Origin of the sequence: Chromohalobacter sp., assembly GCF_039830575.1 — a bacterium.
Lineage (GTDB): Bacteria > Pseudomonadota > Gammaproteobacteria > Pseudomonadales > Halomonadaceae > Chromohalobacter > Chromohalobacter israelensis.
In genome coordinates this window covers 54,208-80,422 of the sequence record NZ_JBDOOX010000010.1, presented here as the reverse complement: position 1 = coordinate 80,422, position 26,215 = coordinate 54,208, and the positions used below count along the sequence as shown (strand labels likewise).

Below are 26,215 nucleotides of genomic sequence, written 5' to 3'. Positions count from 1 at the left end.
CTGTACAATCACCATATCCCGCAGAAAGCGCTGCATCATCAATCGCCGATCACGGCGATGAAGGAATGGCAGGCCAAGCGGCCTGAGTTATTTACCAAACGGGTGGTTAATCACACGGGACCCGACATCTACAGTTAAAAGATAACACACCGGCTCTATTGGACACTGGCGCCGCTGGCAAAACGTTTCAGAAACGCGAACGCCAAGCGCGGAAGTTGTCAGATAGTGAGCTGCTTAGCCGTGCAAAAAAAGCTCCCGCTACAGCGGGATCCAGAACGGTGATAACAGCGCAATATGGTCGTTCACCCTATGTCGCCGCCTACGCCAAACGTCGGGCCGCCGGCATCTGCGAACTGTGTGAAAAACCTGCGCCCTTCATAACTAAAGATGGCGAGCCCTATCTCGAGTGCCATCACATTGAGTGGTTAGCTCGCGGTGGCGAAGATACGATCGAGAACACCGTCGCGCTGTGTCCAAATTGCCATCGAAAGATGCATGTGCTTAACAATTCGACTGACATCACCCACCTTAATAAAAAAACAGGTGAGAACATTGATTTGCAAAATCAGGATAACGAACCATCTCTTTTATAAAAAACCTCCTAATCATACTAATCACCTCCACCGCAATCCTTTTCACCTGGATGAAATGTGAGTCGTGGATAACCGCTTTGGCTGCCTCAGCGAGCTTACTTCCATTTTACCTACTAACAGTATTTAGCTTACCTGAAGTATTTAAAAACCCAATAACTTCATTATTTGAATCCTTATGCGGTTTAATATTAATAGCTTCAATGCTCACACATGCAACAGAAAGCTTTTACAAAAACAGCGACCCTGAAATCACAGAAAGCTTCATGAACCTCACAATTAAAAAATGCCCAGAGCTAACTTACAACGAAGTAAAAAGCATCAGAATCAAAGGCCTGAAACTATGCTCAAGCAAAGCAATGCTAGACTTAAGCCATGACGTCATGGAAATACAAAAAAACTTATACCTACCCCCCGAAACAGGCATCATCAATGCTTTCACTCCACCTCGGCAGTTAAAAAAAGAGGAGAAGGAAACATGCCACAAATATTACCAAAAATTAAAAAAGGCATGCCCAAGAATAAATCAGTGACGGAGCTCTAAATTCTCGGGCCGTAAGTGAGTATATCTCTTTAGCACATCCCAGCTTTCATGCAGCGTGAATTGCTGCACCTCCACGATCTCGTAGCCCAACTCGAATAACCGCGATGTTGCTTCGTGGCGAAGATCATGGAAACGGAGATCCTCTACGCCACAGGCAGCGCAGGCACCGCGCCACCGGGTCCCGATAGACTTGCTGTTGAATGGAAATATCTCGTCGACGCCCTGCTGCCGTGGCTGCCGCTTTACGATATTCATGGCCGTATGAGTGAGCTTGAAACGCTTATGATTACCAAGCTTTTGTCGGGGATGCTTCGCATCCCTCACGAGGCAGGTCATCGAGCTTTCATCAACATCACTCCATCGCAGCCGAACGATCTCTGCCTGGCGTCTGGCTGAAGCGATTGCGAAGTCCATAATGTCTTCCATGGGAATAATCGCTGAAGGTCGGATGCGCTGTGAGCGTCGAAAAAACGAGCGAAGCCGCTGTATCTCATCTTCAGATGGTCGCCGATCGCGCTCTTCTGCCTTGGCAATGAGCCCCTTCCCTCGTAAGAGCAGCTTCGCGGCTTCGAATTCGTTGAGGTCGACGGGCATCTTCCAAGCCGCGGCGGCTGTTTTCAGGATGATCCCGAGCCAAACGACATCCTGGTTGATCGTCGAGGGCTTGATCCCGCTGTTACGCCGCATCAAGGCATGATCGATGACCTGCTCGCTAGTGAGCTCAGTAATCAGCGCTCTGGCGATAGGGAACCTTCCGAGTTGTTCGATCGTGGCACGCTTTGAACGCCCAGCGCCCTGCCCGAACTCGATAAGATAGCGATCGAAAGCATCACTGAGGGTGACATGTCGCCACTTCGCTGATATCACCCCACCCGGGGCGCTGAGCTCCAGTTCCCGGCGCTTGGCCCACTCTTCAGCCATTGCTTTGCGCGGAAACGTCCGCGACTCTGTATAATATCCGCTGGTTTTACGGGCGATGCGGATCCTAGCCAGGTATGAGAGACTGCCGTCCTTTTTCCGCCGCTTTACGATGGTGGCCACAACCCCTCCCGCAATGTGACAAATTCGGATGCCACGCGGTGCCAAATTTGTGACAACACAGCACGCAAAACGCGGCAAAATCACTGTAAATATTACCAGTTATGGTTATGAGCGAAAACGTCACAACCCACGGAAAGCCTACAGCCACGCGGCCTAAGCTGGATAGAACCTTCTCCGTCGCCCCGATGATGGATTGGACGACCCGCGATTACAGGGCCTTCGCTCGGACGCTGACCCGCGAGGCGCTGCTGTACACCGAGATGGTCACGACCGGGGCAATTCTGCATGGGTCCCCTCGCGAGCGCTTCCTGGGCTACAGCGACGTGGAGCACCCGCTGGCACTGCAACTGGGCGGCAGCGACCCTGCCGAGCTGGCAGAATGCGCGGCGATCGCCGAGGCGTGGGGTTACGACGAGGTCAATCTGAACGTGGGCTGCCCCAGCGACCGGGTACAGAACAACCTGATCGGGGCCTGCCTGATGGCGTACCCCGACAAGGTCGCGGCAGCGGTGCGCGCCATGCAGGCCGCGGCCTCGATTCCCGTCACGGTGAAGTGCCGCATCGGCATCGACGACCAGGACGAGGACGCCGACCTGGCACGCTTCATCGGCACGGTCGCGGACGCCGGCGCCGACACCTTCATCATCCACGCCCGCAAGGCGTGGCTCGAGGGACTCTCCCCCAAGGAAAATCGCGATGTCCCGCCGCTCAACTATGCCCGCGTGCATCGGCTCAAGGCCCAGTATCCCGCACTGCATATCGGCATAAATGGCGGTATCAAGTCCCTGGAAGACTGCCAAGCACACCTTGAGCACGTCGATAGCGTGATGATCGGGCGCGAAGCGTACCAGAACCCCTGGCTGCTGGCCGGCGTGGATGCCGCGCTCTATGGCACACCGTCGCCCGTGACCAGCCGGCAGGAGGCGGCACGTGCCCTGAGGCCCTATATCGCAGAGCGCCTGGCGGCAGGCGCCAAGCTCAATCATGTCACTCGCCACCTGCTGGGCTTGTTCCAGGGCTGCCCCGGCGGACGTCAGTTCCGCCGCCATCTGTCGGAAAACGCTCACCGTCCCGGCGCCGATCTCGCGGTCTTCGACGAGGCCTTGAGCAAGGTACACGACCCCGAGCGGGCCATCGCCTGACACCGCCCCCGCATGACGCGCCCGGCCACTCCGCTGCCGGGCCACCCCACGACGGGGCTACAGGCCAGGCCCCGTCTCGAAGTCAGAGTGGAATGTTTCCACGGCGTTTTCGGCCTCTTCGATCTCATCGAAACGGGCCACATGAAACAGGGCTTCCCCTTCGTTCGCCAGTGGCAGATTGCTCATGCCGATCACGATGCCATCGGCGTTGGCAAGCACCTCCTGCTCGGCGTTGCCGAACGGGTCGGCGACGCGCCCCAGCACATCGCCTCGCGCAACACGCGCGCCCAGCTCGACCCATTGGCCACCTCCGCCGAGGCGGTCGCGTGCCGCCGCCGATCGGCGGGCAGCATGCCCAGCAGGCGCATGACCCGTTGCACACCCCGCACGCCCGGCGCGATGGCCCACTCGTCGAAGCGCAACGCTTCGCCCGCCTCGTAGGTCAACACCGGCACGTTGCGCGATTGCGCGTATTCCCGAAGACTCCCCTCGCGCAATTCGGCATTGAGGATCACCGGCACACCGAATGCTTCCGCCATGGCCTGCGTCTCGGGCCGGTCACGCAGCTGCGCCCGCACCTGGGGAAGGTTGGTACGATGAATCGCCCCGGTATGCAGATCGACGATGTGCGTCGCCAGATCGACGATCTGCTCGCGAAACAGCGCCGCGACACGCGACCCGAGCGACCCGACCTCGCTGCCCGGAAAACAACGATTCAGGTCACGCCGATCGGGTAAATAGCGGGTCTGTTGCACGAACCCGAATACATTGACGATAGGGACCGCGATCAACGTGCCGCGCAAGCGCGATAACGACGCCAGTCTGAGCATGCGACGCACGATCTCGACCCCATTGATCTCATCGCCGTGGATGGCGCCGCAGACCAGCAGGGTCGGCCCGGGCTGACGACCATGGACGACCTCGACGGGAATATGCAGCGGTGCATGGGTGTAAAGCTTGGCCACCGGCACATCGATCTGTGCCCGGCTGCCGGGAGGAATGCGTGTACCGGCCAGTTCGAAGGGAGCACGAGCCATGAGTTGTCCTATACGAGAAGCGGCAGTTTCTTGATATCCGCCATGGCGCCTCATGATACCCCATTCATGCAAGCGATTCTTTTTTAGTCATCCTTGAAAGGCGCGAACCATACGGCAGTGCAGTCTTTCGAGCATCGTCTTGCTGCAAGCCATGATACATGCTCATTTCCCGAGAACTTCGTGGCACCGTCCTCGCGACTTGCACTCAAAATATACCCAAGGGGGTATATCACAGGATTGCCACTCCTTCGTAACGTTATCCCAACGCAAAGACTCACAAGGCCGACATTTAGCAAAGGCTGGCCAAGACACAACGATGGTTCGGGAGCAAACCGTGCTGGCAACGTCTTATCCTCAGTCCTATTACGCGGCGTCCGCCAATGACGCGCGAGCAAGACCGCCCCTGCTGGGTCATGTAAAGGCAGACATTTGCATCATCGGCGCCGGTTTTACCGGCATGTCTACCGCCCTCCACATGGCCGAGAATGGCTACAACGTGGTTGTCCTGGAAGCCAACCGCATCGGATTCGGTGCTTCCGGCCGCAATGGCGGACAGATCGTCAACAGCTACAGTCGCGACATCGACTTCATCGAGCGCCAGTACGGCCAGAAGGTCGGCGCCGAGATGGGCCGGATGGCCTTCGAGGGCGGGCGTATCCTGCGCCGCTTCGTCAAAGACTACGGCATTCAATGTGACCTGAAGGAAGGCGGCATTTTCGCTGCATGCAACCGCAAGCAGTTCGATGAGCTGGTCGAGAAAAAAAAGCTCTGGGAAAAACACGGCCACGAACAGCTCGAGCTTCTCGACGCACATGCCATCCAGCAATACGTGGGAACCGAGCGCTACGCCGGTGGCCTTATCGATCACAGCGGCGGGCATTTCCACCCCCTGAACCTGGTGCGTGGTGAAGCCGACGCCGTGGAGTCCCTGGGCGGAACCATTTACGAAGAGTCCCCGGCACTGCACGTTCGCGAAGGTGACAAGCCGGTCGTTCATACAGAGCAAGGCAGTGTCGAAGCAGACTACGTGCTGGTCGCCGGCAACGCCTACCTCAATGGCCTGCTGCCAGAACTGGAGTCCAAGGCCATACCTTGCGGCACCCAGATCATCACCACCGAGCCCCTGCCGGAAAGGGTACAACGGCGCTTGCTCCCGAAAGACAATTGCGTCGAGGACTGCAATTACCTCCTGGACTATTTTCGCCTGTCCGGTGATGGCCGGCTGGTCTATGGCGGCGGCGTCACATACGGCGCGCGTGAGCCGGCAAAAATCGAGGCATTGATCGTCCCGAAGATGCTCAGGACGTTCCCGGAGTTGAAAGACACGAAAGTGGATTTTGCCTGGACCGGCAACTTCCTTTTGACGCTGACGCGTCTCCCGCAGTTCGGTCGCATCGGAACGAACATCTACTACGCGCAAGGCTATAGCGGCCATGGCCTCACCTGCACCCATCTGGCGGGCAAGGTGATCAGCGATGCGATTCAGGGACAGGCTGAACGCTTCGATATTTTCGCCAGCCTGCCCCAGCACTCCTTCCCCGGAGGACGAAGGCTGCAGGTTCCGCTCACCGCCATGGGCGCCTGGTACTATAACCTGCGCGACAGGCTGGGAATCTGACGATCCACCACCCACGACCATCGCTTGTATATCGAAAGTAGTTTTGTCGTATTCTCGTCAATTCTTCAACAACAATAACAGGATGACATCTATGTGCAGTACCGTCTCCGATCCTCCTGCTTCTTGGTATCGGGCCTCCATCGCCGTCGAGCTCGAGCCCAGCCAACCTCTGGAAGGCGACACCCGGGCCGACGTATGCGTGATCGGCGGCGGGGTGACCGGCTGTTCCACGGCGCTGCATCTGGCCGAACGCGGCTACTCGGTAGTACTGCTCGAGGCCGGCGACATCGGCCACGGCGCCTCCGGCCGCAGCGGCGGGCAGATCCTGCCCGGGCTGGGCACCGATATCACTACCGTCCAGCAGGCCCTCGGGCTGCCCCGTGCCCGTGAAATATGGGAAATGAGCCGCGAGGCGGTACGCCTCACCGCCGAGCTGGTCGAGCGTCATGCGATTCCCTGCGAACTGGCCTGGGGCTACCTGCACGCGGCGGTCAAGCCGCGCCATATCAAGGAACTCTCGTCCTTCCGCGAGCAGATGGCCCGCGACTACGACTACGACGCCCTGACATGGCTAGAAGGCGATGCCCTGCGCGAGCACGTGGTCACCGACACCTACCCGGCGGCCCTCCATGACCGTGAGGGTGGGCACCTCCATCCTCTCAACTACACCCTGGGTCTGGCCCGGGCGGCACAGCGCGCCGGCGTGCGCGTGCACCCGCGCAGCGCCGCCCGCGAAATCCGCCGCGGGCAGCCGGCCACGGTCATCACCGAACGCGGCCAGGTGACCGCCGACTTCGTGGTACTGGCCACCAATGCCTATCACGGCGACCTGGTGCCGGAGCTCTCCGGACGCATCATGCGCGCCGCCAACTACATGATCGCCACCGCCCCCTTGAGCGAGGCCCAGGCGGCGCAGGTGCTGCCGCAGAACGATGCCCTGGCCGACGCCAATTTCGTGCTCGACTACTATCGTCTCAGTGCCGACCGCCGCTTGATCTACGGCGGCGAGGTCAGCTACGACGGCCGCGAGCCGCCGAAGCTGCAGGCACGCATGGATGCCAAGATCGCCCGGCTGTTTCCGGTGCTGGAAGGCGTCCCCATCGAGTATCGATGGGGCGGCGACGTGGCCATCACCCTGAACCGGGCTCCCGACTTCGGCCGCCTGGGCGACAATCTCTATTATGCCCAGGGCTACTCCGGGCACGGCATGGCCATGGCAGGACTGGCCGGCAAGCTGATGGCCGAGGCCATCGCCGGCCAGAGCGAGCGTTTCGATGTCTTCGCTGCCATGCCACACCGGCAGTTCCCGGGTGGGCGAGCCCTGCGCAAGCCCCTGCTGGTACTGGCTACCAACTTCTACAAACTGCGCGACCGGCTCTGAGAGGGGCCGCCGACAAGCGAGAGGGTATCCCCATGAGCGAGACCACCACGGCGGAGATTGCCGACAAGCCGGGGGTCCACCCGGCTGCCGATGAGCAGGATCGGGCGAACCGCAAGGCATCCTCGATCGAAATGCAGGGCCTGCACAAGCGCTTCGGGCGCGATACCGTGGCGCTCGACGGCGTCGACCTGGACATCCGGGCCGGCGAGTTCTTCACCCTGCTGGGGCCTTCCGGATGCGGCAAGACCACCCTGCTGCGGATCCTCGCCGGCCTCGAGGAGCCGGACGACGGATCGCTGGTAGTAGGCGGCAAGAACGTCACCGAAGTACCGCCCCACCGGCGCAGCGTCAATACCGTCTTCCAATCCTATGCGCTCTTCCCGCACCTTTCGGTCCGCGAAAATCTGGCCTTCGGGTTGAAGATGCGCGGCATGCCGGCGGCTGAGCGTCATGTCAAGGTCGATGAGATTGCCGACTTCATCAAGCTCGGCGACCTGGTCGACCGTCATGTCGATCAGCTCTCCGGCGGCCAGCGCCAGCGCATCGCGCTGGCTCGGGCGCTGATTTGCGAGCCTGATGTCCTGTTGCTCGACGAACCACTCTCGGCACTGGATGCCGGCCTGCGCAGCCAGTTGCAGGTGGAACTGCTGCGGGTGCAGAAACGGCTCGGCATGACCTTCGTGTTCGTGACCCACGATCAGCAGGAGGCCATGGTCATGTCCGACCGTATCGCCGTCCTCAATGGCGGCACCATCCAGCAGGTCGGAGCCCCGCGGGAAGTCTACGAGCGTCCGGTGAACGCCTTCGTGGCGCGCTTCATGGGTCACGACAACCTCTATCCGATCAGCACCCGCCAGGACGGTCGCCTGACCACGGCGCTGGGGACGCTCACCGCCGAGGACCCCGGCGACGGGGAGCTTCTGCTGATTCGCCCCGAGACGCTGGACCTGCTGCCCGGCAAGGTCGAGGGCGACAATCATCTGACGGCTAAAGTGGCCGAGCGGCTCTATCGCGGCAGTCATGCCGAGTTCCGTCTGGAGATCGGCGATACCACCCTGCAGGCCACGGTCAATAACCGCGGCCGTCACCTGCCCGAGATCGGCGAAACGGTGACGGTGGCGGTAGCGCCGGAAGACCTGGTCACCCTGCACGAGTGAGGAGGCGCACATGTCCTATTCTGGAGCCGTACCCACTGCCCGCAGCCGGGCCATGGTCCGCGAGACCCGTCACTTGTTGTTCACGGTGGCGCCCGGGGCCTTCTGGATCTTCATCTTCCTGGTGTTGCCCAGTGCGTATCTGATGGGGGTGGCCTTCATGACCAACGGCCCCTATGGCCTGCCGCAGATGCCCCTGTCACTGGACGCCTTCGAACGGCTGGCGGGCGTGGGCTTTCTCGGCTGGAGCCCGGGCAACCTCTATACCTTGCTGCGCTCGCTGTGGCAGACCCTGGTATCGACGGTGCTGGTCGTGATCGTCGCCTATCCGGTGGCCTACTACATCACGACCTGTCGTGAGAAGTGGCGGCCGGTCCTGTTGTTGCTGGTCGTCGTGCCATCGTGGACCAATCAGGTGATTCGTGCCTTCGGCTGGATGAACCTGCTGGCACCGGAAACACCGCTTTCCAGCCTGGCCGAGAGCATAGGGCTGGTGGCGCCCAACATGGGGCTGTATCCCTCCAACTTCGCGGTCACCCTGGGGCTGGTCTACAACTTCCTGCCCTTCATGGTACTCCCGCTGTATGCCGCCTTCGAAAAGCTCGATACGGCGCAGGTACAGGCCGCGCAGGACCTCTATGCCAGTCCGGTGCGGGCCTTCTGGCACGCGGTCTTCCCGCAGACGCTGCCAGGTTTGCTGGCCGGCACGGTGCTGGTGGCGATTCCCGCCTTCGGCATGTACGTGATTCCCGAGCTGCTCGGCGGCGGCAAGGGCATGATGCTCGGCAACCTGGTCGCCAACCAGTTCGCGGGCAGCTCCAATTGGCCCCTGGGCGCCGCGGGCGCAATCCTGATGTTGATCGCGACATTCATCGGCCTGTTCGCCATGCGGCGTATCGGCAAGCGTCTCGGCGGTGGTGAGGAGGTAGTGATATGAAAAAGCGAACGCTTGCGCGCGGTCTCGCCGGTATCTGGTGGGTGACGCTGGTTTTCCTCTACGCGCCACTCCTGGTGATCGTGCTGTTTTCCTTCAACTCGGCCAACAGCACAGCCGTTTTCGAAAACTTCTCGCTGGCCTGGTACCGCAGGCTGTTCGGTAACGAGCAGATCATCAGTGCCTTCGGCAACAGCCTGGTGCTGGCGGTGAGCTCCTCGGTCGTGGCGCTGGTGGTGGGGTGCCTGATTGGCTATGGCATGTACCGACATCGCCATCGCAAACTGGGCTGGCTGATCGTCTTGATCTATCTGCCTATCGTGCTGCCGGATATCGTCTTCGGCATTTCCGAGATGGCCTTCTTCGTGCAGATTCATGAATGGACCGGCCTGCTGCAACCAGGGCTCGGCACCATGATCATCGCGCATGTGACGTTCCAGATTCCGTTCGTGGCACTGATCGTCTACTCGCGCTTCGTGGGCCTGGACCCGACCCTGTTCGAAGCTGCCAAGGACCTCTATGCGTCGCCGATCAAACGCGTGGTGCACTTCATGGTGCCAACCATCAAACCAGCGTTGATCTCCGCCTTCTTCTTGTCGTTTACGCTATCGATCGACGACTTCGTGATCAGTTTCTTCACGGCAGGACCGGAGAGCGCCACATTGCCGATCTATATCTGGAGCGCCATCAAGAAAGGAGTGACGCCCGAGATCAATGCGATTGCCACCCTGATGATCGGTGCGGTGGCCATGGCCGCCATATTCAGCATGCTTTTCAACCGCCAGGGGCGCCGCTAGGCGCTTCCTGTCAAAACGATGTAGCACCAACAAAACGTAGCACCGAAGGAGAGCGACACGATGAAAACAATGACCACAAGAATCGCCGCTGCACTCGGAGGCCTATTGCTGGCCGGCGGCACCCAGGCTCAGGAAGACAACAAGCTGTACCTGTTCAACTGGACCCAATACATGGACCCGGCCATCATCGAGGCCTTCGAGGAGAAATACGACGCCGAGGTGGTGCAGAACTACTACAACTCGCTACCCGAGATGTTCGCCAAACTCAATGCCGGCGGGGTGTCGCAGTACGACATCATCGTACCATCCAACTACTACGTGCCACGGCTGATCGAGACTGGCATGGTGCAGAAGCTCGACAAGTCCAAGATTCCCAACTTGGACAATGTCATGGAGCAGTTCAAGAATCCTAGTTATGACCCGCAGAGTACCTATTCGGCACCTTACCAGTGGGGCGTGACCGGTCTGGTATACAATGCCGAGACGTTCCCCGATGCCCCCAAGAGCTGGTCGCTGATGTTCGATTCCGAGGTCAACTCGGGACACCCCTTCGCGCTGATGGGCGATGGCCAGGTCACCATGGGCGGCGCCTGTGCATACCTGGGCCACGGCTATGACTGCACCGACACCGAGGCCTGGAAGGAGGCCGCAAGACTGCTGATCGACACCAAGAACCGCGACAATTTCAGCGGCTTCGTCGACGGGACGCCAAGCCTGCAGCAACTGGCACGCGGCGTGACGCACGCCGCCTTGAGCTATAACGGCGACTACCTCTTCTATCGCCAGGAGAATCCGGAGTCATTCAAGAACATCGAGTTCATGATTCCCGACGAGGGGACCGAAATGTGGGTGGATACCATGCTGATCCCTTCCAAGGCCCCCCACCCCGATCTGGCCCACAAGTTCATCAACTTCATCCTGGATGCCAAGATCGGCGCTCAGCTCTCCAACTACAACTACTACGCCAGCCCCAATGCGGAAGCTCAGCCCTATCTTGACGACATACTGACCCAGCCTCCGATCCAGCCGTCCGAGGAAGACATGCAGCGCCTGCACTTCACGCCCAGCCTCGAAGGCGAGCAACTGCAGGTCTTCCAGCAGCTTTGGTCAGAAGTCCAGTCACGCTGAGGCGACAGGTCCCGGCCGCTCTGACGGGGCCGGGGCCATCTGCAGAACAAGGACACTTTATGAGTAACCGTCAAGAACAACCCCACTTCAACGACTGGTTCCAGGCGCGTGGCATCACCGAGGTCGAGTGCCTGGTCACCGACCTCACCGGCATCCTGAAGGGCAAGATCATGCCCGCCGGCAAGTACCTGGGCGGTGGCCGCCCGCGACTGCCGGATTCGATCTTCATCCAGACCGTCACTGGCGGTTATCCCGACGACGATGACATCCATTTCTGGAACCCTGCCGAGCGGGACATGGAGCTGGTGCCCGACCCCAATGCCGTCTTCCTGGTGCCCTGGGCCGATGATGCCACCGCTCAGATCATCCACGATTGCCACTACCTGACCGGCGAGCCGGTGGAACTTTCCCCCCGTCACGTGCTCAAGCGGGTGTTATCCTTCTACGAGGCGCGCGGTTGGAAGCCGATCGTCGCGCCCGAGGTCGAGTTCTTTTTGGTCAAGACCAACACCGACTCCGACTATCCGCTCGAACCGCCGATCGGCCGCAACGGACGTCAGGAGAGCAGTCGCCAGTCATTCTCCATCGACGCGGTCAACGAGTTCGATCCGCTCTTCGAGGAGATGTACGACTACTGCGATGCCATGGACCTCGACCTGGATACTCTGATTCACGAAGAAGGCGCAGGGCAGATGGAGGTCAACTTCCAACACGGCGATCCCCTGCGGCTGGCCGATCAGGTGGTGATGTTCAAGCGCGCCTTGCGCGAAACGGCGCTCCGTCACGGCATGTACGCCACCTTCATGGCCAAGCCGATGGCCAATGAGCCCGGCAGTTCGATGCATCTCCATCAGAGCCTGTTGGACGCCGAGTCCGGTGATAACCTGTTCGCTGGCGAAAACGGCAAGTCCAGCCGGTTGTTCCAGCAGTTCATCGGCGGGCTACAGCACTACCTACCCTCGGCCATGCCGCTGTTAGCGCCCAACGTCAACTCCTACCGTCGGCTGATGCGCACCGAGACCAGCGGCTCGGCGCCAACCAACGTCGAATGGGGTACCGACAACCGCACGGTGGGTCTGCGGGTGCCGGTCTCGACGCCTGAGGCAACGCGGGTCGAGAACCGCCTGGCCGGAGCCGATGCCAACCCCTACCTGGTGATGGCGGCCTCGCTGGCCTGCGGCTATCTCGGCATGCTCGGCCAGCTCGAACCACGTCCGCCGATGGTCGGGTCGGCCTGGTCCGGTGGCCACAAACTGCCCGACGATATCCGCCCGGCGCTGGATATGCTGAGCGAATGCCAGCCACTGGCCGAGATTCTCGGCGAACGTTTCACCAACAGCTACCTGGCGGTCAAGCGCGCCGAGCACCGCGAATACTTCCAGGTGATCAGCTCCTGGGAGCGCGAACACCTTCTGCTCAGGGTCTGATTTTTCGTGACACCCACCGACCATCTCGCAAGTGCCGCCAGCCTGACCTGGCACCATCATCTGGCCTGTCTTTTCCAGGCCGTCACCGGGAGCGGCTTTCCGCTCCTGCTGGAACAGACGCTGCGCGAGCTGGTCGGTTTCGACACCATTCTGATCAATACCTATAAAGGACAACGGCGCCCGCTGCTGATACACGACAACTACCCAGCCACGCGGCGCGAACAGGGAATCGAACGCTATTTGAACCAGGCCTTCCTGCTCGATCCCTTCTTCCAGGCCGTGCATGACGGGCTGGAGAACGGCGCACACCGACTGCGCGAGCTGGCACCGGACCGTTTCGAGAACAGCGACTACTATCACCACTACTATCGGGCCCTGGGACTCACCGACGAGATCGGCTTGTTCGCCAGGGTCGACACTGACGTCGTCATGGTGGTGTCACTGGGGTTTCGCGACGATGCCCCACGGATCACCCGCCGGGATATGCTGGCGCTACGCCATATCTCGCCGGTACTGGAAGTGCTGCTAGGGGAATACTGGAAGTGGCAGGAACACCGCTTCCACCAATGCCTGGCCGAGCGGGAACCGGTGGAGGAAGCCTTCGACAGCTTCGGGCGGGAACGCCTGACGGCACGCGAACGGGAGATCGTGCGTCTGCTGCTGGCCGGTCACTCCACGAAGTCGGCGGCCCGCGAACTGGGCATCAGCGACGGCACCGTCAAGGTCCATCGCAAGCACCTCTATCAGCGCCTCGAGGTTTCCAGCCAATCGCAGCTCTTTCGGCTTTTTCTCGATCACGTGGCGCTGGTCTCCCGCCAGCAGGCGGGACAGTAAGCGTCCCTCGAAAGTCCGCCCACTGCCCTGCTCTCCTCTGTCTGCAGCTATTCAGCGCCGGCCATTTCGGGCACCAGCCGGCCGCGCCGAGCATGGAGGCACCGCCGGCCCTCGGGCCGGCGGTGCCTCCATGCACGTGCCGGTGCTCCCGCCCTGATGCATGGCGTGGGCGGCGCTCAGGTGGCGAGCGTCATCCAGACGGTCTTGAGATCGGAGTATTCCTCCAGCGAATGGTGGGACTTGTCGCGACCGTTTCCAGACTGCTTGACCCCGCCGAAGGGCACCGTCTGATCCATATCGGCCCAGTTGTTGACGAAGACCTGGCCCGAGCGCAGCCGACGGGTGACGCGCATGATGCGATCGATGTCCTGACTCCACAGGCCCGCCGCCAGGCCATAGTCGCTGTCGTTGGCCAGCCGTACGGCCTCCTCCTCGGTGTCGAAGCCGAACACCGCCAATACCGGGCCGAATATTTCCTCCCGACCGATGGCCATGGTGTCGGTGACGCCATCGAATACCGTCGGCCCGATGAACAGACCCTGGCCCTTGGCCCCTTCGACATCCAGCGCCTGGCCGCCGGCACGTAGCGTCGCACCTTCTTCGACACCCTGGCGGATGTAGTCGAGTACGCGTTGATACTGGGTCTGATCGACCATCGCGCCCATGAAGCTCGCCGGATCCAACGGGTCGCCGGGCTGCATGCGTTCGGCGGCGGCCAGCACCTTGCCGACGAAACGCTCGCGAATGCTGTTCTCGACCAGCAGGCGCGAGCCGGCGATGCACACCTCGCCCTGATTGTGGAAGATCGCGGCGGCAGCGTGTTCGGCCACACGATCCAGGTCCTTGCAGTCGGCGAAGACGAGATTCGGACTCTTGCCGCCACACTCTAGAAAGACCTTCTTGAGATTCGACTGACCGGCGTACTGCATCAATTGCTTGCCGACCCCGGTGGAGCCGGTAAAAGCCAGACAGTCGACCCCCATGGACAATGCCAAGGCCTTGCCCACGGTATGACCGAAGCCGGGCAGTACCTGAAAAACGCCGCGCGGCAAGCCGGCTTCACGCGTCAGCTGGGCGAGGCGCAGCGCCGAAAGCGGTGATTTTTCCGACGGCTTGAGGATGACACTGTTGCCAGCCGCCAGCGCCGGGCCGATCTTCCAGGCCGTCATCATCAACGGGAAATTCCAGGGCACGATCGACGCCACCACACCCAGCGGCTCGCGCAGAACCAGCCCCAGGCTTTCCTCGCCGGTGGGCGCGATTTCACCATAGAGCTTGTCGATGGACTCGGCATGGTGACGAATGCAACCGATGGCGCCGGCCATGTCGCCCATGGCACTCGATACCGGCTTCCCCATGTCCAGGCTGTCGAGCAGCGCCAGCTCGTGCTTGTGCGCCTCCATCAGGTCGGCCAGACGCAGCAGCACGGCCTTGCGTTCGCCCGGTGACGAACGCGACCACGCGCCGCTCTCGAAGGCACGCCGCGCCACCGACACCGCCGTCTCGGCGTCGGCCGCATCGCAACTGGCCACTTCGGCGAGCGTCTCGCCGGTGGCCGGATTGAGCGTGGTGAAGGTCGCGCCATCGGCGGCATCGACGAAGGTGTCATCGATATAGGCACGCGCCTCGAGGCCTGCTTCGACAGTCAGGTGCTCGGCCAGGGCCTGCCAATCGGCGTGAGTGACGGGGTTTGAAGGGGTGGAGTGAGTCATGTTGTTCTCCCAGTATCAGGACGCACGGTTGGCGCGTTCAAGAATCGCATCGCAGAGCACTTGCGTGCCTGCGGCACAGTCTTCCGGCGTGGCGTATTCGGCCTCGTTGTGGCTGATGCCGTCGCGGCAGGGCACGAAGATCATGGCCGTCGGCGCGACCCGCGACACATAGACGGCATCATGACCGGCACCGCTCATCATGCGACGGTATTTCAGCCCCTGCTCTCGGGCGCCACTTTCCACCGCAGCGACGCACTCGGGGGCGAACTCGACCACCGGCGAGGCCCAGATCCGCTCCTGGGTCACCGTGACGCCGCAGGTCTCGCCCACTTCGCTGAGCAGTCCCTCGAAATACGCCTGCAATGCGTCGAGTTCGTTCTCTACCACATGGCGCAGGTCGATGGTGAGCTTGACGTCGCCTGGCACCACATTGCGAGAGGCGGACACGACCTCCAGGCAGCCGCAGGTCACCTTGGTGTCGCCGCTTTCGTCGGCCAGCGCATGGGCCTGCAGCCGGTCGATCAGACGCGCCGCCGCGGCCAGGGCATCGCGCCGATAACGCATGGGGGTGGGACCGGCATGGGCCGACTGCCCCGCAAGCGTCACATCGAACCAGCGCATGCCCTGGACACCAGTCACCACGCCGATGGTCTCGCCTTCTTCCTCGAGCACCGGGCCCTGTTCGATGTGCAGCTCGAAGAAGCTGTCCAGACGCGGCTCGCCGACCGGCGATTCGCCGGCATAACCGCAGGCCTGGAGAGCCTCGCCGAACGTCACGCCGTCGCGGTCCTCACGGGCCAGGGTCGACTCGACGCTGAACGCACCGGCATAGGTACCGGAAGCGACCATGGCCGGCGCGAAACGGCTGCCTTCCTCGTTGGTCCAGACCACCAGTACCAGCGGCAGCTCGGTGACGATGTCGCGGTCCGCGAGTGTGCGCAGCACTTCGAGCCCGGCCAGAACGCCGAGAATGCCGTCGAAGCGACCGCCCTTGGGCTGGGTATCGAGATGACTTCCCATGGCCACTGGCGCGAGATCGTCGCGCTTGCCGGCGCGGCGGATGAAGAGGTTGCCGACGCGATCGACCTGCCAGGTACAACCGAGCGCCTCGCACCAGTCGAGCAGCAGGCGTCGTCCGGCGGCATCTTCCGGCGTCAAGGCCAGGCGACAACTACCGCCGTTTTCGGTCGGGCCGATCTCGGCCATCGCCATCAGACTGTCCCACAGCCGTTGGCCGTCAATGGAAACCGCCATGAAGTCTCCCCTTTGTGCTTGTCAGGTGTTTGGGTCATGGAACACATTAGGCGGCTCCCGGGTCGTTGCGATATACCCCTATCAGGATATATTCCCGCCCTACCCTTCCTCGCTAGTCTCTTTGCGAACGCAACGACGTATCACAACGACGACTCATCGCGGCCACCCATCCCGGCACTGACCGCTTTCAATGTGCGAGACGACACCATGACCATCGAGACCCGTGCCCACGATGCCCAAGCGCTGTGGCAGAAAGACAAGGATCACTTCATCCATCCGTTCACCGACTTCAGCACCTTTCACGAGGAGGGCTGCGACCTGATCACCGACAGCGACGGCATCTACGTCCAGGATGCCAAGGGCAACCGTTTCATCGACGGCATCGCCGGGCTGTGGTGCGTCAACGTCGGTCACGGCCGCCGCGAGATCGGCGAGGCGATGGCCGATCAGGCCACCCGCATGGCCTACTTCTCGACCTTCAACAACCTGTCCAACGCCCCGGCCGCCGAGCTTTCCGCCAGGCTGGCCGAGCTCGCCCCCGCGCACCTCAACCACGTCTTCTACAGCTGCGGCGGCTCGACGGCCAACGACGCCACCATCCGCCTGGTGCATTACTACTTCAACCGCCTCGGCAAGCCGGCCAAGAAGCGCATCATTTCACGCAACAACGCCTACCACGGCACCACCTACCTCGCCGCGACCCTGACCGGCATCGCCAGCAACAACTGGGACTTCGATACCCTCGATCACCTGGTCACTCATCTCAGCGAGGCCAACTGCTACCGGCGCCCCGAGGGGATGACCGAAGCCGACTACTGCGACCACCTGGTTCGGGAGTTCGAGGACACCGTCGCCGAGATCGGCGCCGACAACATCGCCGCCTTCATCGCCGAGCCGATCATGGGCGCCGGCGGCGTGCTGGTGGCACCGAAGGACTATCACAAGCGCATGCAGGCGGTGTGTCGCGCCAACGACATCCTTTACATCGCCGACGAGGTCGTGACCGGTTTCGGTCGCCTGGGGCACTTCTTCGCCTCCGAGGCGGTGTACGAGACCCAACCCGATATCATCAACTGCGCCAAGGGGCTGTCTTCCGGCTATGCACCGCTGGGCGCGACGCTGATCTCCGACGCGCTCTACGACGTGCTGTCCACGCCGCAGGGGCCGGGCGGCGTGCTGAGCACCGGCTTTACCTATTCCGGGCATCCAGTAAGCTGCGCGGCGGCTCTCAAGAACATCGAGATCATCGAGCGCGAGGGGATCTGCGAAAACGTCCGCGAGGTGGGCCCCTACCTCGAGGAACGCCTGGCATCGTTGTCGCATCACGCCACGGTGGGCGACGTGCGTGGCAGCCATTTCATGATGTGTCTCGAGAACGTCGCCGACAAGCAGACCAAGGCGCTCTTCCCTGTGGAGGCACGGGTGGGCGACCGAGTCGCCTTCGAGGCACAGCAGCGCGGTCTGATCATTCGCCCGGTCGGACACCTCAACATCGTGTCGCCACCGCTGATCTGGACGCGGGAAACCGTCGACCGCGTGGTGGATATCCTCGACGCCGCGCTGACGGCCACGACAGCGACCCTCAAGGCCGACGGCTACCTGTAAAAACGCCTTCTCGACCTGCCCGATGGGAGCATCCGAGGCAGGTCGCCCGTCAGAAGGGCATTCGCCATGAATGGCGAATGTAGCGCTCATGGAAGGGTTTGCAGTGCCTTCGAACAGGGCGGCCTGCCGGGGGCCATCCACGGGCTCGATTCCCGACACCACAATCACAAAAGAGTATGACATGGACACTTACGGACTCTGGAGCCTGTTTCCCACCCTGATTGTGCTGATCATGGCCATCATCACCCGCCGCACCATCGAGTCGCTGATGACCGGCGCCCTGGTCGGCATGTTGATGATCGATCCGACAAGCGTGGTGACCCAGGCTTCCGACACGTTGCTCACGGTGCTCGGCAACGACACCGTGACCTGGATCATCCTGGTCTGCGGGCTGTTCGGCAGCCTGATCGCGCTACTGGTTCGTACCGGTGGCGTGCTGACCTTCGGCGACGTCATGACTCGTCGCATCCACGGCCGGCGCCAGGGACTGCTGACCACCTGGCTCCTCGGTCTGGCCATCTTCGTCGACGACTATCTCAATGCCCTGGCGATCAGCGCCTCGATGAAGAAGATCACCGACCGCTTCAAGGTCTCGCGTGAGATGCTCGCCTACATCGTCGACTCCACCGCCGCGCCGATCTGCATCCTGGTCCCCTTCTCGACCTGGGCCGTGTTCTTCGCCGGACTGCTCGAGGAAAACAATGTGACCGGCAGCGGCATGGGACTTTACATCGAGGCGATCCCCTTCATGTTCTACGCCTGGATCGCCGCCGCGGTGGTGCCGCTGGTCGCGATGGGCTGGATCCCCGCCATCGGGCCCATGAAGACGGCCGAACTGCGTGCCAGCGGCGGCCAGGTAATGCCCGACGGCGCCGAGGAAAACGCCCTGGAGACCGAAGATAAAGGCCAGCGCCGCCCGCATCTGCTCAACTTCCTGCTGCCCATCGCCAGCCTGATCTTCTTCACCTGGTATTTCGATATCGACATACTGCGCGGCGTGATCGTGGCCCTGGCCGTGACCCTGGTACTGATCTTCAGCCAGCGTCTGATGAGCTTTCACGCCACCTTCGATACCGCACTCGATGGCTTCAAGTCGATGCTCATGCCATTGGGCACCCTGGTCGCCGGCTTCACGCTCAAGGAAGTCAACGACGGGCTGGGACTCACCGAATACGTGATCCAGACGCTGCAACCGCTGATGACGGCTCAGTTGTTGCCGGCAGTGAGCTTCGTCACGATGGCGTTCCTGGCCTTTGCCACCGGCTCGTTCTGGGGGCTGTTCGCCGTGGCGATGCCGATCGTTCTGCCACTGGCGAGCAGCGTTGACGCCGAGATGCCACTGGTGATCGGCGCATTGATCTCGGCCAGCGCCTTCGGCAGCCACGCCTGTTTCTACGGCGACTCCACTGTGCTGTCGGCCCAGGGTAGCGGCTGCACGCCCATGGCCCATGCCCTGACCCAGCTTCCCTATGCGCTTATTGCCGCCTTCCTGGCCACGCTGGTATTTCTGGCGGCAGGTTATCTTTGAGGTTCATCATGAACGACACGGACATCGCGACGGAGCGTCGCACCGCCACCCCGGCAGAACTCGGCTTTTCCATGCCTGCCGAGTTCGCCACGCACGACGCCTGCTGGATGCTCTGGCCGCAGCGTCCCGACAACTGGCGCTATGGCGCCAAGCCGGCCCAGGCGGCGTTCGTCGCCGTGGCCCGCGCGATCGCCGAGAGCGAGACGGTATTCGTCGGCGTCAACGACGACCAGTACGAGAACGCCCGCAACCAGTTGCCGAGCCACATCCGAGTGATCGAGCTTTCCAGCAACGATGCCTGGATGCGTGATGTCGGGCCGACCTTCCTGACCCATCCGGATGGTCGCCTGGCCATGGTCGACTGGGAATTCAACGCCTGGGGCGGACTCAACGGTGGACTCTACTTTCCCTGGGACAAGGATCGTCGCATCCGCCAGAAGATCGCCGAAGTCCTCGGTATCGAACGCTTCATCACCCCGCTGGTGGTCGAAGGGGGCGCCATCCACGTCGATGGCGAGGGGACCCTGATCACCACCGAGGAATGCCTGCTCAACCCCAATCGCAATCCCGATCTCGCCAAGCCCGAGATCGAACGGCTGCTGTGCGCCTATCTGGGTGTCGAAAAGATCATCTGGCTGCCGCGGGGCTGTTTCCAGGACGAGACCGACGGCCACGTCGACAACCTGTGCTGCTTCGTCGCCCCCGGCGAAGTGGCGCTGACCTGGACCGATGACGATAGCGACCCGCAACATGCCATCTCCCGCGAGGCCCTGGGGATTCTCGAGGCGGCCACCGATGCCAGGGGACGGCGGCTTACCGTGCACAAGCTACCGATGCCCGGTCCGCTGACCATCGCCGAGACCGAAGCCAGCGGCGTCGACCGGCTGAGCAGTTCGCGCCCACGGCAACCGGGCGACCGCATGGCCGCCTCCTACGTCAATTTCTACATCGGCAACTCGGTGGTGGTGATGCCCAGGCTCGACCCGGCACATGACGACGAGGCACACGCCATTCTCGAGAACCTGTTTCCAGACCGCCGGGTGGTCGCCGTCGATGCCCGCGAGATCCTGCTCGGTGGCGGCAACATCCACTGCATCACCCAGCAGCAGCCGCGTGTCTGAGCGTTGCATGGGCCTTCGGGATCATCGGGCTATCGCGACATGGCCTGCTTGATCCCGGATGGTCGCATCAAGCGCTGCATGGGCAAGCCGGGCGTTCAGATAACGCGTGGGCACGCTCAACGACGTCGACCCTGCTGCAGGAACTCGGCCATCCAGTGGGCGACCTGCAGCGAGTCCGTCTGCGCCGACGCCTCGTCGAGCGCGACCAGCGCCGGGTCGGTCGCCGTCGACGGAATCGGGGCGTCACGACGTGACTGAAGCAACCGCGTTTCGAACGCCACGTCGAACTCTGGATGCGCCTGCAGGGTCAGGATGCGATCGTCGTACTGGAGGGCCGCAAACGGGCAGAACGACGAAGAGGCGATGACGTCAGCCTGCTCAGGTTTGCTCAGCACCTGATCCTGATGCACTGCATTCAGCGTGAATCGGCCATCCAGGGCGCTCAGCTCCGCTACGTTCTTCTCCAGTCGGTAGGTATGCAACCCCACGCCCCAGCCTTGCGGATACCGATCGACGTCGGCGCCGAAGGCTTCCGCCACGATCTGGTGGCCGAAGCAAATGCCCACGATCGGGCCGCCGGTGTCATAGATGTCGAGAATCAGGTCTTTCAACCGCGCCATCCATGGCGACTTGTCGCAGACGCTGAACTTCGAGCCAGTGATGATCCAGGCATCACAGGCCTCGGCTGACTCGGGAAAGACGTCGTCGCGCACATCGTAGGTAGTGAAGGTAAAGCCATAGCCGGCCTGTTCGAACAGACGAACGAACATGTCGGCGTAGGAGCCATACTGGTCGATCAGATTGTCCGGCGTCGTGCCGGTGGCCAGTATGCCGATCTTCAGTGTCATGACGGATTCCTCGCTCACGGCCGCGCCGTGAATTTTTCAAGCCTGGCCGGGATCAGAGCAATCCCAGATAGGCCTCATATTCAACATCGGAGATGCGCTCGTTCAGCCGGCGGCGCTCCTGGCGCTTGGCTTGCGCGTAGACACGCACGAACTCTTCGCCCAGGTATTCCCTCAGAATCTCGCTCTGCTCGAAGCGAGCGATCGCATCCTGCCACTCGCATGGCAGTGGATAGCGGGGGCTTTCTTCGGCGTAGGCATCACCTTCCACCGGGGCATCCGGCTCGAGTGCGTTTTCCATGCCATGCAGCGCACCGGCGAGGATGGATGCCAATACCAGATACGGATTGGCATCGGCCCCTGCCACTCGGTGTTCGATACGGCGAGCAAGATTGGGGCTTTCCGGCACACGCAGGGCCACCGTTCGGTTCTCGTACCCCCAGCTGGCATGCGTCGGTGCGTGAGCGCCCGGCATGAAGCGACGATAAGAATTCAGATGCGGCGCGAACACCAGCATGCTCTCCGGCATCAACTGCATCATCCCGGCAATGGCGTGGCGCAACAGGTCACTGCCCTGCTCGGTACCGTCGTCGAAAACATTGTTGCCGTCGCGGTCGAGCAGGCTGAAATGCGTGTGAAAGCCGTTGCCGCTTTCCTCGACGTAAGGCTTGGCCATGAAGGTCGCCGCATAGCCGTGGCGGCGGGAAACGCCGCGCACGAGGCGCTTGAAGAGAATCGCCTGATCGCCCGCATTCAGCGGATCGGCCACGTGGTCGAGGTTCACCTCGAACTGCCCCGGGCCCATCTCGGCAATGATGGTGTCGGCGCCGATCCCCTGTCCCTGGCAGGCCTCACGGATATCCGCGAAGAAGGCCTCGAAGCCGTCCATTTCCTCCACGGAATAACCTTCCGCATTGGCGAGACGACGCCCTTTGCCATCGGCCAGTGCCGGCGGTATCGGACGCTGCACGCTTTCCGATTCGGCATCCATCAGGTAAAACTCGAGTTCGGTCGCCAGTACCGGCGTCAGCCCCTTTGCGGAGAAGCGATCGACCATGCGGTTGAGCACCTGACGAGGATCGGCCCCGAAGGGCGTACCGTCGGGATTGAACATCATCGCCAGCATCTGGTCACGCGGCGCTTCCGACCAGGGCACCGGAATCGGCTCTTGGCTGACAGGCATGCAGACGCCGTCACTGTCACCGGTCTCGAATACCAGGCCATTGTCCAGAACATCCGCCCCCCAGAAATCGAAGCCCACTACCGAGAGCGGTAGTTTGAGCCCTTCCTTGCGGAGTTTCTTCAAGCCGCTGGCGGGCAGACGCTTGCCGCGCAAGTTGCCGTTCAAATCCGTGATAAAGAGATCCAGCTCGCGGGACTTGCCCTGTTTTTTATCCGTCGTCATACGCATGACTCTTGAGAGCTTTTTTCGAAAACCAGAGCCTTAAGGTATCCCATCCAGATAATGCTGTATCTATCACCCTGGGGGTATTCGGCCGCCGGAAGACGACCTGCCTCGGGACTGGCGAACTGCCTGCGGCATGCTCGCCACGCGAGCCGGGCTGGTACCGGCTGATCATCTGGCTTAGCCTTGGAGGCTATCCCTGATAGCGCCCTTTCGGCCGCATACAAGAAGCAAGGACAAGCGATGAGAGATCGCGTCAATCAGATACAGACCAATGAGAGCTGGCAGAAAAACCTGGGTGTCCTCATCGAGCATCAGCGATTGCGCAGCTTTCCGGTGATGCTGGAAGCCTTCCTGTCGACCCTGTGCTGCTTCGACACGATTCTGTTGCTGACCTACAAGAAATCGCTGCGGCCGATTCTCGTCCATCCTTCCGATCCGGCGGAGCAGAGCGATACCCTGCGGCAGTACATCAACCACGCCTATGTCCTCGACCCGCTTTTTCATGCCATCAAGAACACCGCCTCACCCGGCATCGTGCGCCTTGCCGATATCATGCCGGATTCCTTCAAGAGTACCGAGTACTACCAGACCTGCTACCAGAATTTCGGACTGGTGGATGAGATCAATCTCTTGATCCATCTCGATGACGAGGTGACCTGCGCCATCACGCTCGGGCGGAAGGCCTCGCTGGAAAGCATTTCGCGCATCGAGCTGAACGCCTTGCAGGACTTTCACCCGATCATCAGCGCGCTCATGCGTCAGTTCTGGCAGACGCAGTCCGACGAGTTCCTGCAGTATGGCCGCTCCGACGGCCCCATGAAGCGCGCCTTGCGCACTTTCGCCAGCGGCGTGCTAACGCAGCGAGAGCGCGAGATCACCGACCTCATACTCCGCGGCTTTTCCTCCCAGGCGATTGCCGACCACCTGAAAATCAGCGTCGGTACGGTCAAGGTGCACCGCAAGAACATCCATGCACGACTGAACACCTCCACCCAGGCGGAGATCTTCACACAATTCATCAACCACCTGAGTCACCTGGAATAGCGTCACCGGAAGCGTCCCACGACGGAACGGGCCGCCCCGACGCACAGCCCGGATCGTGTCGCTCAGCGGCCACTCAAGGATACCGCGAGCCCCCAGGCCTCACCCCCCCATGCGGCGATGGCGATACAACCAGACGACATCGCGCGCGAAGGAATAGATCAGCAGCGCCAGCGCCACGCCGACACAGAGCGCCGCCCAGAAAGATGACACCCAGGGCAGCAGCGCCACCAGCAGACTGGCGACCTGCCATACGCAGACCGCCTTGCGGCGCAGACTCGGGAATAACGGTCGCCGCAGCCATGTCCATGCATGCCCCGCCGCCACGAAGGTGTAACGCATGGCGCCCACCACCAGCACCCACCCGCCGAGCTTGTCGAGCACGATGAGCGCGCAGCACAGCACCATGATGAAAAATGCGTCCAGTTCCATGTCGAAACGCGCGCCGAAATCGCTGGCGGAGTGCGTATGACGCGCCACCCAGCCATCGATGCCGTCCAGGCACAGTGCAAGCAGCGCCACCCATGTCATCTCGAGGACGTGTCGTTCCATGAACGCCGGAAACGCCATGCTGCCGGCGAGCAAGGCGATCAACACGGCGCGCAGCAACGTGACCCGGTTGGCCCATCCCAGCCAGCGCCGCGCCGCGGGCCATGCCCAGAGGATGATCAGCGCCATGCCCAGGTAGACGCCCCCTACCGACCAGCCGAGCCCGCGCGGAGCCGCCAGCCGCCATTGCACGGCCTCCACCAGCAGCCCCACCAGGCCCAGCCCGGCCAGCAATTCCATGCCGGCGGGCAGGCCGTGAGCCCACGCCGGTCGACGAGCCTGGGGAGGACGCGAAGAATCACGCATGCGATACCCCTTGGTGCAGCATGTTTTTCATTCACTATGGCAGATAAACCCGCCAGCGAGCGTCACTTTCACTACGCTGACGTTATATGACACAAATAAAAAATGGTACATAAAAAACGATATGTACAATAGCTGTACATGCAAGGGTCTCATGGACGATACTCGAGATAACGAAGGAGGTTGCCTATGCACGCAGCGAACGCCGACGCCTTTTGGACGCTGTCACCGGGGCACGGTGAAATAAGATCCCAGCCCCTCCCGCCACGGGACGAAGATGCCCTGCTCATCCGCAGCCATTTCAGTGCCGTCAGCCGTGGCACGGAAAGTCTGGTGTTCCAGGGCAAGGTCCCGGAGAGCGAATACACTCGCATGCGCGCTCCCTTCCAGGAAGGCGACTTTCCCGGCCCGGTCAAGTACGGCTATGCCAATGTCGGTGTCGTCGAGGCGGGGCCTGCGGCCTGGCGGGGACGCGACGTGTTCTGTCTCTATCCTCATCAGACACGTTATGTGGTGCCCATCGAGGCCGTGGTGCCGCTGCCGGACGACCTGCCGGCAGCCAGGGCGATCCTCGGCGCCAACATGGAAACCGCCATCAACGCGCTGTGGGATGCCGCGCCGCGCATCGGCGACCGTATCACCGTGATCGGCGCCGGCGTGGTGGGTGGCCTGGTTGCCTGGCTGTGCCGACAGATCGCCGGCGTGCGCGTCCAACTGCTGGATATCGATGCCGACAAGGCAGAACTGGCCGCCGCGCTGGGGGTGGCGTTCCGCTACCCCCAGGACGCCGAGGGCGCCCAGGACGTGATCATCCACGCCAGTGGCAGCCCGGCAGGCCTGCGCAGCGCGCTCCCGCTGGCGGGGTACGAGGCGGAGATCATCGAGCTGAGCTGGTTCGGGCAAGACGACGTCACGCTACCCCTCGGCGAGGCCTTCCACTCGCAGCGCTTGACGCTGCGTGCCAGCCAGGTCGGCGGCGTATCGCCAGCGCGGCGTGCCCGGCGCAGCCACTCGCAGCGCCTGCAACTGGCCTTGTCGTTGCTGCGTGACGCACGCCTCGATGCCCTCATCGACGGGGAAAGCGACTTCGCGGACCTGCCGACGACACTGGCACGACTCAGCACCGCGCACCGTCCGGGGCTCTGTCATCGTATACGTTATCCCTGAAGCGCTTGCGCGGCTTCGGCCGGCCTGACGAGCGCCCCGACACGTTGCCGACGCA

The 26,215-nt window shown here is 61.9% G+C and carries 22 protein-coding genes and 2 pseudogenes; 17 read left to right on the top strand and 7 right to left on the bottom strand.

What is annotated here, in order from left to right; all coding sequences use genetic code 11:
- From ABGX75_RS09410 to ABGX75_RS09400, 3 genes and pseudogenes are all read left to right on the top strand, one after another.
- Positions 1–138 (top strand): annotated as a pseudogene (locus ABGX75_RS09410) (IS481 family transposase); the annotation flags it as partial.
- Between the two features lie 140 nt (positions 139–278).
- Positions 279–593: an HNH endonuclease signature motif containing protein gene (locus tag ABGX75_RS09405; RefSeq protein WP_347411450.1), complete on the top strand. Its 315-nt coding sequence runs from the start codon at positions 279–281 to the stop codon at positions 591–593.
- A gap of 77 nt (positions 594–670) precedes the next feature.
- Positions 671–1,123: a hypothetical protein gene (locus tag ABGX75_RS09400; protein WP_347410593.1), complete on the top strand. Its 453-nt coding sequence runs from the start codon at positions 671–673 to the stop codon at positions 1,121–1,123.
- Here the strand turns inward: ABGX75_RS09400 and ABGX75_RS09395 are convergent.
- Positions 1,117–2,175 carry a site-specific integrase gene (locus ABGX75_RS09395; RefSeq protein ID WP_179152242.1) on the bottom strand — a complete coding sequence of 353 codons (1,059 nt, stop codon included), beginning with the start codon at positions 2,173–2,175 and terminating at the stop codon, positions 1,117–1,119. The genes ABGX75_RS09400 and ABGX75_RS09395 overlap by 7 nt on opposite strands.
- A gap of 101 nt (positions 2,176–2,276) precedes the next feature.
- Here ABGX75_RS09395 and dusA point away from each other — a divergent pair, with 101 nt between their 5' ends.
- Positions 2,277–3,317, top strand: coding sequence for a tRNA dihydrouridine(20/20a) synthase DusA (gene dusA, locus ABGX75_RS09390; RefSeq protein WP_347410592.1), 1,041 nt, complete (start codon positions 2,277–2,279; stop codon positions 3,315–3,317).
- Between the two features lie 57 nt (positions 3,318–3,374).
- On the opposite strand, the pseudogene ABGX75_RS09385 reads toward dusA, so the two are convergent.
- Positions 3,375–4,354, bottom strand: a pseudogene (locus ABGX75_RS09385) (succinylglutamate desuccinylase/aspartoacylase family protein).
- 316 nt (positions 4,355–4,670) lie between these two features.
- Here ABGX75_RS09385 and ABGX75_RS09380 point away from each other — a divergent pair.
- From ABGX75_RS09380 to ABGX75_RS09345, 8 genes are all read left to right on the top strand, one after another.
- Positions 4,671–5,972 (top strand): FAD-binding oxidoreductase, encoded by a 1,302-nt coding sequence (locus ABGX75_RS09380; RefSeq protein WP_301968294.1) that lies wholly within the window; start codon positions 4,671–4,673, stop codon positions 5,970–5,972.
- A gap of 91 nt (positions 5,973–6,063) precedes the next feature.
- Positions 6,064–7,353, top strand: a complete 1,290-nt coding sequence (locus ABGX75_RS09375) for an FAD-binding oxidoreductase (protein WP_011506499.1) — start codon at positions 6,064–6,066, stop codon at positions 7,351–7,353.
- Between the two features lie 32 nt (positions 7,354–7,385).
- Positions 7,386–8,510: an ABC transporter ATP-binding protein gene (locus ABGX75_RS09370; RefSeq protein ID WP_301968293.1), complete on the top strand. Its 1,125-nt coding sequence runs from the start codon at positions 7,386–7,388 to the stop codon at positions 8,508–8,510.
- 10 nt (positions 8,511–8,520) lie between these two features.
- A complete protein-coding gene (locus ABGX75_RS09365) occupies positions 8,521–9,444 on the top strand; it encodes an ABC transporter permease (RefSeq protein ID WP_011506497.1) in 924 nt (307 codons plus the stop codon).
- The gene (locus ABGX75_RS09360) at positions 9,441–10,238 is read left to right on the top strand and encodes an ABC transporter permease (protein WP_347410591.1); all 798 of its coding nucleotides are present in this window, start codon (positions 9,441–9,443) and stop codon (positions 10,236–10,238) included. The genes ABGX75_RS09365 and ABGX75_RS09360 overlap by 4 nt, the downstream gene beginning before the upstream one ends.
- 60 nt (positions 10,239–10,298) lie before the next feature.
- Positions 10,299–11,366 (top strand): spermidine/putrescine ABC transporter substrate-binding protein, encoded by a 1,068-nt coding sequence (locus tag ABGX75_RS09355; protein ID WP_347410590.1) that lies wholly within the window; start codon positions 10,299–10,301, stop codon positions 11,364–11,366.
- A gap of 59 nt (positions 11,367–11,425) precedes the next feature.
- Positions 11,426–12,793: a glutamine synthetase family protein gene (locus ABGX75_RS09350; RefSeq protein WP_347410589.1), complete on the top strand. Its 1,368-nt coding sequence runs from the start codon at positions 11,426–11,428 to the stop codon at positions 12,791–12,793.
- Positions 12,794–12,799: 6 nt separating this feature from the next.
- Complete coding sequence (locus ABGX75_RS09345) at positions 12,800–13,627, top strand: helix-turn-helix transcriptional regulator (protein WP_347410588.1); 828 nt, start codon at positions 12,800–12,802, stop codon at positions 13,625–13,627.
- A 176-nt stretch (positions 13,628–13,803) separates the two neighbouring features.
- Here the strand turns inward: ABGX75_RS09345 and ABGX75_RS09340 are convergent, their stop codons facing one another.
- Both ABGX75_RS09340 and ABGX75_RS09335 read right to left on the bottom strand, forming a co-directional pair.
- Positions 13,804–15,339 carry an aldehyde dehydrogenase gene (locus ABGX75_RS09340; RefSeq protein WP_347410587.1) on the bottom strand — a complete coding sequence of 512 codons (1,536 nt, stop codon included), beginning with the start codon at positions 15,337–15,339 and terminating at the stop codon, positions 13,804–13,806.
- Between the two features lie 15 nt (positions 15,340–15,354).
- Positions 15,355–16,593 carry a Zn-dependent hydrolase gene (locus ABGX75_RS09335; RefSeq protein WP_347410586.1) on the bottom strand — a complete coding sequence of 413 codons (1,239 nt, stop codon included), beginning with the start codon at positions 16,591–16,593 and terminating at the stop codon, positions 15,355–15,357.
- 207 nt (positions 16,594–16,800) lie between these two features.
- On the opposite strand from ABGX75_RS09335, the gene ABGX75_RS09330 reads away from it, so the two are divergent.
- The 3 genes from ABGX75_RS09330 to aguA all read left to right on the top strand — a co-directional run bounded on the left by ABGX75_RS09330 (position 16,801) and on the right by aguA (position 20,847).
- Positions 16,801–18,198: an aminotransferase gene (locus ABGX75_RS09330; protein ID WP_128690334.1), complete on the top strand. Its 1,398-nt coding sequence runs from the start codon at positions 16,801–16,803 to the stop codon at positions 18,196–18,198.
- Between the two features lie 181 nt (positions 18,199–18,379).
- Complete coding sequence (locus ABGX75_RS09325; protein WP_110062163.1) at positions 18,380–19,726, top strand: Na+/H+ antiporter NhaC family protein; 1,347 nt, start codon at positions 18,380–18,382, stop codon at positions 19,724–19,726.
- 8 nt (positions 19,727–19,734) lie between these two features.
- Complete coding sequence (gene aguA, locus ABGX75_RS09320) at positions 19,735–20,847, top strand: agmatine deiminase (RefSeq protein WP_347410585.1); 1,113 nt, start codon at positions 19,735–19,737, stop codon at positions 20,845–20,847.
- Positions 20,848–20,963: 116 nt separating this feature from the next.
- On the opposite strand, the gene ABGX75_RS09315 is transcribed toward aguA, so the two are convergent.
- Together ABGX75_RS09315 and ABGX75_RS09310 are read right to left on the bottom strand one after the other, a co-directional pair.
- Positions 20,964–21,695 carry a glutamine amidotransferase gene (locus ABGX75_RS09315; RefSeq protein ID WP_035410649.1) on the bottom strand — a complete coding sequence of 244 codons (732 nt, stop codon included), beginning with the start codon at positions 21,693–21,695 and terminating at the stop codon, positions 20,964–20,966.
- 52 nt (positions 21,696–21,747) lie between these two features.
- On the bottom strand, positions 21,748–23,103 hold the full coding sequence (locus ABGX75_RS09310; RefSeq protein WP_052046584.1) for a glutamine synthetase family protein: 1,356 nt from the start codon (positions 23,101–23,103) through the stop codon (positions 21,748–21,750).
- Positions 23,104–23,340: 237 nt separating this feature from the next.
- Here ABGX75_RS09310 and ABGX75_RS09305 point away from each other — a divergent pair, with 237 nt between their 5' ends.
- Entirely contained in the window at positions 23,341–24,144 is an 804-nt protein-coding gene (locus ABGX75_RS09305; RefSeq protein WP_011506482.1) for a helix-turn-helix transcriptional regulator, read from the top strand.
- Positions 24,145–24,243: 99 nt separating this feature from the next.
- Here the strand turns inward: ABGX75_RS09305 and ABGX75_RS09300 are convergent, their stop codons facing one another.
- Positions 24,244–24,996 carry a CDP-alcohol phosphatidyltransferase family protein gene (locus ABGX75_RS09300; RefSeq protein ID WP_218781711.1) on the bottom strand — a complete coding sequence of 251 codons (753 nt, stop codon included), beginning with the start codon at positions 24,994–24,996 and terminating at the stop codon, positions 24,244–24,246.
- 186 nt (positions 24,997–25,182) lie between these two features.
- Here ABGX75_RS09300 and ABGX75_RS09295 point away from each other — a divergent pair, with 186 nt between their 5' ends.
- Positions 25,183–26,160 carry a zinc-binding alcohol dehydrogenase gene (locus ABGX75_RS09295; protein WP_347410584.1) on the top strand — a complete coding sequence of 326 codons (978 nt, stop codon included), beginning with the start codon at positions 25,183–25,185 and terminating at the stop codon, positions 26,158–26,160.
- Positions 26,161–26,215: the final 55 nt, after the last annotated feature.

Bases quoted from the DNA above. Each gene is read 5' to 3' on its own strand.
- ABGX75_RS09355 (WP_347410590.1), top strand. From the start codon at position 10,299: ATGAAAACAATGACCACAAGAATCGCCGCTGCACTCGGAGGCCTATTG.
- ABGX75_RS09375 (WP_011506499.1), top strand. From the start codon at position 6,064: ATGTGCAGTACCGTCTCCGATCCTCCTGCTTCTTGGTATCGGGCCTCC.
- ABGX75_RS09335 (WP_347410586.1), bottom strand. From the start codon at position 16,593: ATGGCGGTTTCCATTGACGGCCAACGGCTGTGGGACAGTCTGATGGCG.
- ABGX75_RS09300 (WP_218781711.1), bottom strand. From the start codon at position 24,996: ATGCGTGATTCTTCGCGTCCTCCCCAGGCTCGTCGACCGGCGTGGGCT.
- ABGX75_RS09350 (WP_347410589.1), top strand. From the start codon at position 11,426: ATGAGTAACCGTCAAGAACAACCCCACTTCAACGACTGGTTCCAGGCG.
- ABGX75_RS09340 (WP_347410587.1), bottom strand. From the start codon at position 15,339: ATGACTCACTCCACCCCTTCAAACCCCGTCACTCACGCCGATTGGCAG.
- ABGX75_RS09295 (WP_347410584.1), top strand. From the start codon at position 25,183: ATGCACGCAGCGAACGCCGACGCCTTTTGGACGCTGTCACCGGGGCAC.
- ABGX75_RS09370 (WP_301968293.1), top strand. From the start codon at position 7,386: ATGAGCGAGACCACCACGGCGGAGATTGCCGACAAGCCGGGGGTCCAC.
- ABGX75_RS09325 (WP_110062163.1), top strand. From the start codon at position 18,380: ATGGACACTTACGGACTCTGGAGCCTGTTTCCCACCCTGATTGTGCTG.
- ABGX75_RS09365 (WP_011506497.1), top strand. From the start codon at position 8,521: ATGTCCTATTCTGGAGCCGTACCCACTGCCCGCAGCCGGGCCATGGTC.
- aguA (WP_347410585.1), top strand. From the start codon at position 19,735: ATGAACGACACGGACATCGCGACGGAGCGTCGCACCGCCACCCCGGCA.
- ABGX75_RS09310 (WP_052046584.1), bottom strand. From the start codon at position 23,103: ATGCGTATGACGACGGATAAAAAACAGGGCAAGTCCCGCGAGCTGGAT.
- dusA (WP_347410592.1), top strand. From the start codon at position 2,277: ATGGTTATGAGCGAAAACGTCACAACCCACGGAAAGCCTACAGCCACG.
- ABGX75_RS09305 (WP_011506482.1), top strand. From the start codon at position 23,341: ATGAGAGATCGCGTCAATCAGATACAGACCAATGAGAGCTGGCAGAAA.
- ABGX75_RS09360 (WP_347410591.1), top strand. From the start codon at position 9,441: ATGAAAAAGCGAACGCTTGCGCGCGGTCTCGCCGGTATCTGGTGGGTG.
- ABGX75_RS09315 (WP_035410649.1), bottom strand. From the start codon at position 21,695: ATGACACTGAAGATCGGCATACTGGCCACCGGCACGACGCCGGACAAT.
- ABGX75_RS09380 (WP_301968294.1), top strand. From the start codon at position 4,671: ATGGTTCGGGAGCAAACCGTGCTGGCAACGTCTTATCCTCAGTCCTAT.
- ABGX75_RS09330 (WP_128690334.1), top strand. From the start codon at position 16,801: ATGACCATCGAGACCCGTGCCCACGATGCCCAAGCGCTGTGGCAGAAA.